This is a genomic window from Methanoculleus sp., from assembly GCF_035363275.1.
Lineage (GTDB): Archaea > Halobacteriota > Methanomicrobia > Methanomicrobiales > Methanoculleaceae > Methanoculleus.
On the sequence record NZ_DAOSET010000005.1, the window covers coordinates 38102 to 49698 of the forward strand.

At 60.9% G+C, this 11597-nt stretch carries 13 protein-coding genes; 8 read left to right on the forward strand and 5 right to left on the reverse strand.

From position 1 onward, the window contains the following. Positions 1-24: 24 nt before the first annotated feature. Both PLN84_RS01780 and PLN84_RS01785 read right to left on the reverse strand, forming a co-directional pair. Positions 25-453 (reverse strand): DnaJ domain-containing protein, encoded by a 429-nt coding sequence (locus tag PLN84_RS01780; protein ID WP_292382840.1) that lies wholly within the window; start codon positions 451-453, stop codon positions 25-27. 18 nt (positions 454-471) lie between these two features. Then, positions 472-861, reverse strand: a complete 390-nt coding sequence (locus tag PLN84_RS01785) for a DUF126 domain-containing protein (protein ID WP_292382839.1) — start codon at positions 859-861, stop codon at positions 472-474. A gap of 43 nt (positions 862-904) precedes the next feature. Between PLN84_RS01785 and PLN84_RS01790 the strand changes: the two genes are divergently transcribed. After that, positions 905-2077 (forward strand): proteasome-activating nucleotidase, encoded by a 1173-nt coding sequence (locus PLN84_RS01790; RefSeq protein WP_292382837.1) that lies wholly within the window; start codon positions 905-907, stop codon positions 2075-2077. A gap of 66 nt (positions 2078-2143) precedes the next feature. Next, entirely contained in the window at positions 2144-2587 is a 444-nt protein-coding gene (locus PLN84_RS01795; RefSeq protein WP_292382835.1) for a DUF5804 family protein, read from the forward strand. 250 nt (positions 2588-2837) lie between these two features. Here the strand turns inward: PLN84_RS01795 and PLN84_RS01800 are convergent, their stop codons facing one another. After that, a complete protein-coding gene (locus PLN84_RS01800) occupies positions 2838-3095 on the reverse strand; it encodes a hypothetical protein (RefSeq protein ID WP_292382833.1) in 258 nt (85 codons plus the stop codon). 175 nt (positions 3096-3270) lie between these two features. Between PLN84_RS01800 and PLN84_RS01805 the strand changes: the two genes are divergently transcribed. Next, positions 3271-3882 carry a GNAT family N-acetyltransferase gene (locus tag PLN84_RS01805; protein ID WP_292382832.1) on the forward strand — a complete coding sequence of 204 codons (612 nt, stop codon included), beginning with the start codon at positions 3271-3273 and terminating at the stop codon, positions 3880-3882. Here the strand turns inward: PLN84_RS01805 and tnpB are convergent. Beyond that, positions 3817-5211, reverse strand: a complete 1395-nt coding sequence (gene tnpB, locus PLN84_RS01810) for an IS200/IS605 family element RNA-guided endonuclease TnpB (RefSeq protein WP_292558570.1) — start codon at positions 5209-5211, stop codon at positions 3817-3819. The genes PLN84_RS01805 and tnpB overlap by 66 nt on opposite strands. Positions 5212-5491: 280 nt before the next feature. Between tnpB and preA the strand changes: the two genes are divergently transcribed. Continuing rightward, entirely contained in the window at positions 5492-6697 is a 1206-nt protein-coding gene (gene preA, locus PLN84_RS01815; protein ID WP_348531873.1) for an NAD-dependent dihydropyrimidine dehydrogenase subunit PreA, read from the forward strand. Positions 6698-6943: 246 nt separating this feature from the next. Here preA and PLN84_RS01820 read toward each other — a convergent pair whose 3' ends face one another. Further along, positions 6944-8182, reverse strand: coding sequence for a proteasome-activating nucleotidase (locus PLN84_RS01820; protein ID WP_292382828.1), 1239 nt, complete (start codon positions 8180-8182; stop codon positions 6944-6946). 57 nt (positions 8183-8239) lie between these two features. Here PLN84_RS01820 and PLN84_RS01825 point away from each other — a divergent pair, with 57 nt between their 5' ends. From PLN84_RS01825 to PLN84_RS01840, 4 genes are all read left to right on the forward strand, one after another. Next, the gene (locus tag PLN84_RS01825) at positions 8240-8728 is read left to right on the forward strand and encodes a multiprotein bridging factor aMBF1 (protein WP_292382826.1); all 489 of its coding nucleotides are present in this window, start codon (positions 8240-8242) and stop codon (positions 8726-8728) included. A gap of 301 nt (positions 8729-9029) precedes the next feature. Continuing rightward, the gene (locus PLN84_RS01830; protein ID WP_292382825.1) at positions 9030-9821 is read left to right on the forward strand and encodes a 2-amino-3,7-dideoxy-D-threo-hept-6-ulosonate synthase; all 792 of its coding nucleotides are present in this window, start codon (positions 9030-9032) and stop codon (positions 9819-9821) included. Positions 9822-9825: 4 nt separating this feature from the next. Beyond that, the gene (locus PLN84_RS01835; RefSeq protein ID WP_292382823.1) at positions 9826-10611 is read left to right on the forward strand and encodes a 2-amino-3,7-dideoxy-D-threo-hept-6-ulosonate synthase; all 786 of its coding nucleotides are present in this window, start codon (positions 9826-9828) and stop codon (positions 10609-10611) included. Further along, positions 10608-11594 carry a 3-dehydroquinate synthase II gene (locus tag PLN84_RS01840; protein ID WP_292382822.1) on the forward strand — a complete coding sequence of 329 codons (987 nt, stop codon included), beginning with the start codon at positions 10608-10610 and terminating at the stop codon, positions 11592-11594. The genes PLN84_RS01835 and PLN84_RS01840 overlap by 4 nt, the downstream gene beginning before the upstream one ends. Positions 11595-11597 lie beyond the last annotated feature (3 nt).

Below are 11597 nucleotides of genomic sequence, written 5' to 3' on the forward strand. Positions count from 1 at the left end.
CGGGACTCCTCCGGGGAGCGGGAACTACTGCCGCTTGCCGCCCGCGGCAACGCGGAAGAGGAGCGAGAGCGCGAGCATGAGAGCGATCAGGATGCCCCCGAAGAAGAGAAGGAGGGCAAGGCCAAGCCTGCCGATTCCGGACACGGGCACCTCCCCTCGCCACGAGAACCCCGGCGCCCACGCCGTCTGCCCGTTCTCCCCGGCCGCCTGGCTGCGGAACGGGTCATGCGGTGCAAAACTGGCACCTCCCCGGAGGGCGAGGTCGTAGCGCGCCCGGGCGTCCGGGTCGATCAGTGTCTCGTATGCCTGCTGGATGGCGATGAACCGCTCGCTCGCACCCGGGTCCGGGTTGACGTCCGGGTGATACTGTTTCGCAAGGTTCCTGTACGCCGCCCGGATCTCGTCGGGTGCGGCGTCGGGGGAGATGTTTAGGATCTCGTAATAGGTCTCCACAGCAGCCCTCACGCGGTCTCAGTCCGAGGAGACCTCGCCCGTATCCCCGTTCACCGTCACCCGGATGCCGGGGGCGAGACTGGAGAACTCCGGCGGGAGGCGGTCGACCATCGGGATCCCCGCGATGATCGCCCCGACCGCGATGATGGGCTCGGCTTCCGTGTTGATGATCGCCGCAGGAGCACAACCGTTCTGCTTTAACGCGTAGATCACGTAGGATCCGACCGTCGATCCCTTTCCATACGGGAACGCCAGAACGCGCCCGGCGATGGACTGACCCTCGAGCGGATGCTCGCACTCGACGACGGTACCGGTCTCGGGGTCCACACCCGAGAGGAATGATATGGGTTCGGACGAGACGAGGAGGTCCCCGCTCGCAACACCCCTGGATATACTTCTGCCCTGCATCTTCACTGCCACCACATTATAATGTGGTTGGAGATCCAACTATATGAGTAACATGGACGAAACCATTGGCAGCACTCCTGGCAGCGAACACGATATGCTTGCCCTCCAGGTTCAGGATTTAAAGGCACAGATCCTGGATTACAAACTTAAAAATGAGTTGCTCGAAAAGGAACTCCTTCAACTCAGAAAAGAGAACAGCCAGCTCAAGAAGGTGCCGTTGTTTGTTGCCGCTGTGGTCGATGTGCTTGAGAACGGCGAAGTGTATCTCCGGCAGCAGGGTAACAACCAGGAATATGTCACTGTAGTCAACGAAAAACTCCACCGCACCCTCAAACCAGGGATGAAAGTGGCGGTGAACAATACGCTCTCCATCGTCAAGACGATCGGCAATATCTACGATTCGAGGGTCAGGGTCATGGAACTCGACGAACAGCCGAACGTGACGTTCGAGCAGGTCGGCGGCCTGAAAGAGGAGATCGAGGAGGTCAGGGAAGCGGTCGAGTACCCGCTCACGAAACCCGAGATCTACGAGCGCATAGGCGTGGAGCCCCCGAAAGGCATCCTCCTCTACGGCTCGCCGGGGACCGGGAAGACCCTCATCGCAAAGGCGGTTGCGCGCCAGTCGAAGGCACGGTTCATCAGGATGTCCGGAAGCGAGCTCGTCCACAAATACATCGGGGAGGGCGCGCAGCTCGTGCGCGAACTCTTTATCCTCGCCCGCGAACGCGCTCCGGCGATCGTCTTCATCGACGAGATCGATGCGATCGGGAGCATGCGCACCAATGACGGGACCTCCGGCAGCGCCGAGGTCCAGAGAACGCTGATGCAGCTGCTCGCCGAGATGGACGGGTTTGGGAACCGCGGCAACGTCCGGATCATGGCGGCGACGAACCGCATCGATATGCTGGACCCGGCCCTCCTCCGCCCGGGCCGGTTCGACCGGATCATCGCGGTTCCGCTCCCCGACGCCGGAGCACGCCTCGAGATCCTGAAGATCCACACCGCGAAGATGACGCTTGCCGGGAATGTGGACTTGCCCGGGATAGCGGAACTCGCCGGGAACACCACCGGTGCGGAACTGCAGGCGGTCTGCCGCGAGGCCGGGATGTTGGCGATCCGGCGGGACGCCGATGCCGTCGACCAGGCAGACTTCCTCGCGGCGATCAAGAAGGTGAAGCGCGAGGTGGCGATACCCGACAGCCGCATGTATCTCTGATGGGGATTCGTCCATCCCCCAGCATTCAGGAACTCTTATCGCTCTCTCCGGCCCATCAGGTATGCAATGAACGTCCTCCTCATTCAGCCGGAGGGGGTTGACCTCTACGCCACCCTGCTCAAGTCCGAGACCAGCAGGGGAGCTCTTCGTTTTTACCAGCCTGATCGGCTGGTCTACGGCATACGCATCCGGACCGCGTCGCTCGGGAGTGCGCTTGCCCTCGTCTCCGAACTCCGGTGGTATATCCAGCGCTACGTCGAGGAAGTCCTCTTCGAGCCTGAGGAAGGAACCTTCTACTCGTCAGGGCTTGCCCGGCAGATCTACGAGCGGGACGTGAAACCCGCTCACCCGTGGCGGTACCGTTGCCTTTACCGGATCTCCGGGGACCACATGGCGGATACCATATGGATGGACGAGGGCACGACGCCGGAGGCGTATGCCGACCGGACGGAGCCCGACGATACGATGCTCGAGGTCTGGTGCGCCGAAGACGAGTACCCGGCCGGGTAGAGCGGGACGGCAGGAATTGTGCGTCACCGGACTGCGCACCTGCGATGCTCGTGCTCCGGTTCATTAGAACCGTCGCGCGTCCCGGCAGTCACACCCTTCGGCCAGTCGTTCCCCCAAAGGCAATAGCCACCATGGTCCACTGCAGGGGGGGACATGCCGAGGAAAAAGGCCGATCCCGGGGGCAAACCGGGCCCAGCACCAATCCCAGCAGGGTAGAGGTGAAGACCTGGAAATGGGTTTGAACAGATCTCTAAGTTCTGGAAAAACGCGGATTTATCTCCTGAGCCCTGGCGTAACAATGATCGGCCTCATCAGGTTTGCCCGGACTTGACAGAACCTCCCCCTTCATCCACCAGACCACAGCATACTCCGGATTAAGTTCAAGAGCCCTGTCTACGGATGGAAGCACGTCCTGATACCGTCCCGGATTGTAGGGTGCGACACTTTTACCAGGCCAGGCATCTTCAAATTCGGGATCGAGTTCGAGAGATATGTTAAAACATTTCATTGCCTGTTCCCCTCAGGAGGGTATCGACACTCGCGAAGTCGTCCAAGGCGCTTTTCCGGGAAAGACGATATTCGTTTGCATTCCATCGGTGCTCGGGCTCCCGCTCTTCCGCCGGGATGCCCTCCTCATCGCAGAACGCTCTCCTCCTATATAGGGAAAGGGCGAAGATTGATACATGCAGCAGAGCTGGATCGGCGGGGATTTGAGGTTCTCCTACTGTACCGAGCACGACCTCCCCGACATATCCCGGATGCTCGCGAAGGCGTCGGTCTGCAGGTGGATGTTCTTCGGGCCGAACACAGAAGAGGCCACCCGCTCCTATTTCCTCCCCCTGATCGAGGAGATGCAGGCAGCGCTTGCGGAGGGAAGAACGCCGGATCACCATCTGTTCACGGTAAGAATGAAGCGCACCGGGGACTTTGTCGGGCAGTGCGCACTTCTGCCGGTCGATTACAGCCCGAGATCGTTCCTGATCGGTTACCAACTCGACGATACCTACTGGAAAAGAGGTTACGGCACCCTGGCCTGCACCTTCCTGGTCTTCTTCGCGTTCACCGCGCTCGACGGTTACCGGCTGAACGGCGATACCGTCGCAGGTAACATGGCATCGCGGCGGGTGATGGAGAGATGCGGCTTTGTTCTCGAGGGTACCCAGCGGCAATACTGGCATGCCGGGGACGGATATTACGATCGCCTGGTCTTCGGCCTCCTCGCGAGCGATCTAACCCCGGAGCGTCGTTCGGGACTGAGAGAGACGTTCACGGCCGGGTCCCCGGCCATGCATTGATGATGAGTATACTTCTCCGGGAGTGAGAGAGCTGTGAAAAGTCCGGGTGTGCTGCGCGCGTGTGTATCCCGTTCCGATACCCTTTCTCATTACCGCCCCTGCAGGTTTTTTCCTCAACCGCGTGTGAACTACCCCGCGCCTCTCGGGCGGGGCTTCCTGCTTCATTCTCCTCCCCATCGGGAGCGAGTCCACAGGCTCGACGGTGCGTTCCACACCTGCTACTCCAACAAGATTCTGATCTTGGAGAGCGAATTTTTTGATATTGATCGCCGCGTTGATGTCGCGGTCGTGGTGAGTGCCGCAGTCAGGACACACCCATTCTCTATGCGAAAGGGTGAGATCCCGCTTGAGGTATCCACAGGTGCTGCATATCTTTGATGATGGTTCAAACCTCCCGATCTTCAGGAGCGTCTTGCCGTACTTCCGGCACTTGTACTCCAGCATCGTGAAGAACGTGCTCCACGATGCATCGGAGATGCTCCGGGCAAGGCAATGGTTCTTCTGCATACCGGCGACATTCAACGATTCCACTGCTATCGCTTGGTTCTCGCTCACGATTCGATTAGAGAGGTTGTGCAGGAACTCGTTCCGCTGGTTGGCGACCTTCTCGTGGCACCGGGCAAGTTGCTGGATCGCCTTCTTCCGATTCTTCGATCCTTTTACCTTCCGGGATACTCGCTGCTGCAATACCTTCAGGCGCTGGAGAGAGTTTTTCAGGAACCGGGGGTTCTCAACCTTCTCCCCGGTCGAGAGGGTGGCGAAATCGGCCAGGCCAACATCAATCCCGAGCGTCGTATCCAGAGCAAACGGTACCGGTGCGGGTTCGGGTTTCCCGTCATCGACGAGGATACTGATGAACCATTTCCCGGTCGAAGTCACCGAGACCGTTGCATACTTCATCTTCCCGGTGAATGTCCGGTGGAGAGTTGTCTTGGCCTCACCGATTTTCGGGAGTTTGATCTGACCTCGCTCGAAATCCACGGTGTAATGCTGGGGTACCTGAAAGGACTGTACCGGATTCTTCTTTGACTTGAACCGGGGAAACCCTTTCTTCTCGCGGAAGAACCGGGTGAAGGCATTGTCGAGGTTCTTGTTGGCACTCTGGAGTGATTGAGAGTTGACCTCCTTGAGCCACGGATGCTCTTCCTTGAAGGCGGGAAGGCGGGTGTTCAGGTCAAAGCAGGAGAGTTTTTGACCTTCCTGTTCGTATGCCCGGATCTTTTGTTCCAGAGAAGAGTTATACACAAACCGACAGGCATGGATGTGCTGCAGGAGGGATGCAACCTGCTCCCGGTTGGGATACATCCGATACTTGTAGGCTTGAAGCATACAAGTATTACGTGTCTTTATAATAATATCTATTTTCAGGTAATTCGTCGGGAATATGACGAAGAGGCTCCGCTTTCATCCCCGGCCTTCAGGCCGGGGTCTTCTCGCTCCGCCCCTTCAACCCCGGAAGATAAATCGCCCGGCTCCACTTCGTATGAGCCCGTTATTGTTTCGGGGCTCTACGAGGTGGCGACGAATGGTGAACATGGGACGGGGAAGAACCCTGCCGGATAATAACGTCCATAAGGAACTCCAGCACACTTCAGATGAGGAAAAATCCATGTCCGTACCCGATCTCTCCCTCGAAACCACCGTAGGTCCGCTTACGCTCAAGAACCCGTTCCTGCTCGCCTCGGGTCCGCCGACCGCATCGGGCGAGCAGATCCGGCGCGCGTTCCGGCTCGGCTGGGCGGGTGCGGTCACGAAGACCATCGTCCCGGATGCGATGGAGATCCAGGATGTTTCACCCCGTTTTGCAGCCTGGAAAGACGAGAGTTCTGGACTCCTCGGCTTTGAGAACATCGAACTCTTAAGCAGGAAGGATGAGTCCTACTGGTCCGGGGAGATCGCCGCCATTCGGAGGGAGTACCCGGACAGGGTCCTCGTTGCGAGCATCATGGCCTCGCCCGATCCGGAAGAATGGCAGGAGTTCGCCTGCACCGTGCAGGACGCCGGGGCGGATGCGATCGAGCTGAACGTCTCCTGTCCCCACGGGATGCCGGAGCGGGGGGTCGGTGCGGCCATCGGGCAGCACGCCGACCTGGTCCGCGAGGTGACCCGGGCGGTGCGGAAGGTCGCCGCGGTTCCCCTGATCGTCAAGCTCACCCCCAACGTGACGGATATCATGCCGGTTGCCGCGGCCGCGGTCGACGCCGGGGCCGATATCCTCTCGGCCATCAACACGGTCCAGTGCCTCATGGGCATCGACCTCGATACGCTCGAACCGCGCCCCTCGGTTGCCGGGGCGAGCACCTACGGCGGGTACTCGGGGCCCGCGGTGAAGCCGATCGGCCTAAAGGTGATCTCGCAGATTGCCCGGGAGCTCCCGGTCCCTCTCATGGGGATCGGCGGCATCTCCCGGTGGCAGGACGCTGCCGAGTACATAGCGGCCGGGGCGTCGGCGGTCCAGGTATGTACGGCGGTGATGTGGGAAGGGGCAGGGATCGTCCGTGAGATGGATAGAGGTCTGTCGGGATACCTTGCAGAGAAGCAGTTTGCGGGAGTCGGGGCACTCAGGGGCCGCGCCCTCCCCCGCATCGGGACACATGCATCCTTATCGAGGAGCATTTACCGGTTTGCAGCCGTAGGATTCCCCGAGCGGTGCATATCCTGCGGCCGGTGCGTGAAGGCCTGCCGCGACGGGGGATACCATGCGGTATCGATAGTCGACCAGCGCGTCGCGATCGAGAGAGATCGGTGCGACGGGTGCAGCCTCTGTTCCCACGTCTGCCCGGAAGGCGTGATCGTCATGCTGCCCGGTTTGTAAACGGGTGCGGCTCACCCATAGCGCCACCCGGGTGTCGGACCATCAGCCCCGTCAGGACTCGTATCGCGTAGGGCAGCCGCTTTAACAGAAAAAAGGGATTGCATCAGGCGAGATACTGCATCTCTGAGGGATTGATCGCGACGGCCAGAGCGTATCGCTCGATTATGAGCCCCAGTTCTGAGAGAAACTTTGCCGGGTGTCTCCTCATCGGATTCAACACGACGTGCGCAAAAAAGGAAACGCCCTTCAGGCGAACATCTCGCCGAAGGTCGTGTGGAAGTGGTGGCGGTCGAAGTCCACCGAGAGTTTGTCGATTGCCTTCATGAAGTCGTCGCTGTTGACGGCGTCGCGTTCCATCCTGATGGCGAACATGCCCGCTTCCATACATATTGCCCGGAGGTCGGCGCCGTTCTTCCCCTCGGTGAGCCGGGAGACCTCCGAGAGGTTGACGTCCTTGTCAAGGTTCATGTGCAGGGTATGGATCTGCAGGATCGCAAGCCTTCCTGCGTGGTCGGGGAGCGGTATCTCGATCATCCGGTCGAACCGGCCCGGGCGGAGGAGGGCGCGGTCGAGGATATCGATCCGGTTCGTGGCGGCGATGATCTTGACGTCCCCGCGGTTGTCAAAACCGTCCATCTCCGCGAGGAGCTGCATCAGCGTCCTCTGGACCTCCCGGTCCCCGGAGGTCGTCGAGTCGTTCCGGTGTGCACCTATCGCATCGATCTCGTCGATGAAGATGATTGACGGCGACTTCTGCTTCGCGAGGTCGAAGAGCTCCCGGACCAGGCGGGCCCCCTCGCCGATGTACTTCTGCACCAGCTCCGAGCCCACCACGCGGAGGAAGTGTGCGTTCGTCTGGTGGGCCACCGCCCGGGCGAGGAGCGTCTTTCCCGTGCCGGGCGGGCCGTAGAGCAGCACGCCCTTCGGCGGGGAGATGCCGACCTTCTCAAAGAGTTGCGGCTTTGTCAGGGGGAGCTCGACAGCTTCCCTGACCTCTTCTATCTGCGGTTCGAGGCCGCCGATCTTCCCGTAAGTCTCCTCCGGGGACTCGACCAGTTCCATACCGTAGATCTGCGCGTCGTAGCTTGTTGGGAGCACATCCACTATCGCCAGGGACTGCTGGTTGAGCGTGCATCTCACACCCGGTTTGAGGAGATCGGGGTCGATAAGTTGTGACGTACGGACTAAAAATCGTGGCCCTGCGCTGCTGCGCACAATCACCCGGCTGTTGTCGATAACGTCGGTAACGGTCCCGATCACGAGAGGAGGGCTTCTGAGCTGTTCGATCTCGCTCTTGAGTTTTCTGAGCTCGCGCTCGTAACGGATCTTCTGGGTCTCAATATATCGTTTTTCGGACTCCATCTGACGGAACTGCTCGCGTAGCTCCAGGTTTCGGTTTTCGAGGTTTGTAATCCGTTCCAGGAGATACTGGTAGATGTCTTCACCGGTATCCTTCTCTGGCGCCTGCCGAACGATATCTCCCATGGGTCTCCTCGAATAATTATATAGGTTAAAATGAATATAAAGTTGTTTGCGAGACTTATGCAGTGTGAACTATGCGGCGCTCCCATACAAGGACCGTCGAAAACCATCCAGATCGAAGGTGCAGAACTCTGTGTCTGCCTCCGATGCGCAAAACACGGTACAGAAGTCCAGCAACCGCGACGAAGGGGTGCCCCGCAGACGAAACCGGGTGTCGCCGTTCCACAGGCCCGGAGGAGGCCGCGGGACGTCTTCGACCTGATGGAAGGCGAGCTCGTCAGCGATTACGCCGACCGGATCCGGGTCGCCCGTGAAGGGAAAGAATGGTCTACGCTCGACCTTGCACAGGCAATCAGGGAGCGCGAGCTCCTCGTCAAAAAGATAGAGAAGGGAGACCTCATCCCTGAAGACGACGTCCGGCGAAAACTCGAGAAAGCTCTCGATATCAGGCTGATTGACTCGGCCGAAGACAGCACCTCCGTCGGCGGGCCGGGACGGGTGACCATGACCGTCGGCGACGTTATATCGTTCAAGAAGGGCCGGAAGTAAGACCCTCTTCCATATTTTTTCCCCGGGGACCGGTTCGTCCCGGATTCTCTTCATGCACGAAGATCCGGCATATTTTTATACTTGCACGCGTAACAACATACCTAATGCGTGGTGAATGTTTTTTCGCCGGTGAATGTTTTTACCTCGGCTAACGAAGTAACCACCCCCGCAGGAGCAACCAGCCAGTTTTTTATCGCCGATGTCCGTAATTTCGGAGCGGCAGCGTTCTATCGCTATTTTACCCCGTTTTAAATCATTCCCGGGATGACGGTAATCGCTCAAATCCGGGAGGATCTTGATTATGAGAGGAAAAGAGATTCGTCTGGAACGTATCATGGATCGAAATACCGGCAGGACCATCATCGTGCCGCTCGACCACGGCGTGACGCTCGGCCCCATCCCGGGGTTGGTCGACGTCGGAAGGACCATCGACCTCATCGCCGAAGGGGGGGCGAACGCGGTGATCGGTCACGTGGGGCTTGCACTGCACGGGCACCGTGGGCATGGACGGGATGTCGGCCTGATCATGCACCTCTCGGCGAGCACCAGCATCGGCCCGGACCCGAACGAGAAGGTGCTCGTGAATACCGTCACGAACGCCCTGAAGATGGGCGCCGACGGTGTCTCGGTGCATATCAACGTCGGGGCCGACTCCGAGGCACGGATGCTTACAGACCTCGGGCGGGTCGCCGTCGAGTGCATGGAGTGGGGGATGCCGCTCCTTGCGATGATGTACCCGAGGGGCAGGAAGGTCGCGGACGAGCACGACATTGAATGCGTCAAACTCTCCGCACGGGTGGCCGCTGAACTCGGCGCTGATATCGTCAAGACCGTCTACACCGGCGATGCGGACTCGTTCCGGGAGGTGACGCAAGGGTGCCCGGTGCCGGTCGTGGTCGCAGGAGGCTCGAAGACCGACGAACGCGCGATCCTCGACCTCATCGAGGGCGCGATGGAAGGAGGAGCCGCCGGGATATCGATCGGGAGGAACGCCTTCCAGCACCCGGCACCCGACCGCTTGATCCGTGCCGCGGCGGTGATCGTCCACGAGGGGCGGTCGGCAGAAGAAGCGATGGAGATTCTGAGGACGTGAGAAGATGATAGGCAAAGAGATCCGCCTCGAGCGGATAATGGACAGAAACACCGGCCGCGCCGTGATCATCCCGATGGACCACGGGTTCACGATGGGCCAGATCGAGGGGCTCTGCAACATGACCAAGACCGTCAACGCGGTGAGCGAAGGGGGAGCAAACGCCATCGTCCTTCACAAGGGGATGGTGAAGGGAGGACACCGGAAGCACGGGAAGGATATCGGCCTCATCGTGCACCTCTCCGCAAGCACATCGATGAACCCGGACCCGAACGATAAGGTGCTCGTCTGCACCGTGGAGGAGGCGGTCGCGCTCGGCGCCGATGCGGTCTCGATCCACATCAACCTCGGCGCCCCGAACGAATCAAGGATGATCGAGTCGGCGGGCGCGGTGGTGCGGGACTGCAACCGCTGGGGGATACCGCTCCTGATCATGATCTACCCCCGCGGCAAGGGGATTGACCCGACCTCGCCGCAGGCGATCGGACACTGTGTCCGGGTGGCCGAAGAGCTCGGGGCCGACCTGATCAAGACAACCTACACCGGCGACCCGGAGACATTCCGCCGGATCACCGCGGCCTGCTCGGTGCCGGTGATGATCGCCGGCGGCGAGAAGGGTGGGGACCTCGAGACGCTTACGACCATCCGGGACGCCATCGGGGCGGGCGCGGCGGGTGTCTGCATGGGGAGGAACGCCTTCCAGCGCGAAGACCCCGGCCGGTTCATAGGCGCGATCGCGCGGGTGGTGCATGGGGGCGTAAGCCCCGCCGAGGCACTGGGGACGGAGCGATGAAGCAGTTCTGGGTCGATATCAGGCCGTGGAGGAAGAATCTTGCGACCGCCGCGATCGAGAGCGGTGCCGACACCCTGGTGGTGGACGACGCAGAGCACGTGCGGGAACTCGGGCGAGTGACGACCGTCGCAGAGAACGGCGACCTCGTCCCGGGAAAAGACGTCTTCGAGATCGAGATCGTCGATAAGGCGACCGAAGAGGAGGCGCTCCGGCTCGCGGCCCGGGGCCCTGTCATCGTCCGGACACGGGACTGGACGGTCATACCGCTCGAGAACCTCGTTGCGCAATCGAGCCGGATCATCGCCGCGGTCACGAACGCGGATGAGGCGACGCTCGCCCTGACCGCCCTCGAGCGCGGGACGGCAGGAATCCTCCTCTCGACCGACGACCCGGCGGAGATCCGGCGAGTTGCAGAGACGGTCGCCGGCGCCGGCGCAGCGGTTCCCCTCACGACGTTCGAGGTGACCCGGATCGTCCCCGTCGGAATGGGAGACCGGGTCTGTGTGGACACCTGCTCCCTCCTCACCGACGGGGAGGGGATGCTCGTCGGCAACACCTCCTCGGCGTTCCTGCTCGTCCACCCCGAGACCCTGGAGAACCCCTACGTGGCGCCGCGACCGTTCCGGGTGAACGCCGGGGCGGTGCATGCCTACATCCTCCTCCCCAACGGGAAGACGGCATACCTCGCCGACCTCGCGATAGGCGATACGGTGCTCGTTGCGGAGCATACCGGCGCGACCCATGATGCGGTCGTCGGCCGGGTGAAGATCGAGCGCCGCCCCCTCCTCCTCGTCGAGGCGAAGGCCGGCGACGCAACCGTGAGCCTGGTCCTCCAGAATGCCGAGACGATCCGGCTTGTTCGAGAGGACGGGTCGGCCGTATCGGTTGCGAACCTCGCGGTAGGCGACAGAGTGCTCGGCAGCATCGCGGAGGGCGGGCGGCACTTCGGCATCGCCGTCGCCGAGACGATCCTGGAGAAGTGACGG

Coding starts and splice junctions, on each gene's coding strand:
- PLN84_RS01825 (WP_292382826.1), top strand. CDS start 8,240: ATGCAGTGTGAACTATGCGGCGCTCCCATACAAGGACCGTCGAAAACC.
- PLN84_RS01820 (WP_292382828.1), bottom strand. CDS start 8,182: ATGGGAGATATCGTTCGGCAGGCGCCAGAGAAGGATACCGGTGAAGAC.
- PLN84_RS01830 (WP_292382825.1), top strand. CDS start 9,030: ATGAGAGGAAAAGAGATTCGTCTGGAACGTATCATGGATCGAAATACC.
- PLN84_RS01800 (WP_292382833.1), bottom strand. CDS start 3,095: ATGAAATGTTTTAACATATCTCTCGAACTCGATCCCGAATTTGAAGAT.
- PLN84_RS01805 (WP_292382832.1), top strand. CDS start 3,271: ATGCAGCAGAGCTGGATCGGCGGGGATTTGAGGTTCTCCTACTGTACC.
- PLN84_RS01795 (WP_292382835.1), top strand. CDS start 2,144: ATGAACGTCCTCCTCATTCAGCCGGAGGGGGTTGACCTCTACGCCACC.
- tnpB (WP_292558570.1), bottom strand. CDS start 5,211: ATGCTTCAAGCCTACAAGTATCGGATGTATCCCAACCGGGAGCAGGTT.
- PLN84_RS01785 (WP_292382839.1), bottom strand. CDS start 861: ATGCAGGGCAGAAGTATATCCAGGGGTGTTGCGAGCGGGGACCTCCTC.
- preA (WP_348531873.1), top strand. CDS start 5,492: ATGTCCGTACCCGATCTCTCCCTCGAAACCACCGTAGGTCCGCTTACG.
- PLN84_RS01790 (WP_292382837.1), top strand. CDS start 905: ATGAGTAACATGGACGAAACCATTGGCAGCACTCCTGGCAGCGAACAC.
- PLN84_RS01840 (WP_292382822.1), top strand. CDS start 10,608: ATGAAGCAGTTCTGGGTCGATATCAGGCCGTGGAGGAAGAATCTTGCG.
- PLN84_RS01835 (WP_292382823.1), top strand. CDS start 9,826: ATGATAGGCAAAGAGATCCGCCTCGAGCGGATAATGGACAGAAACACC.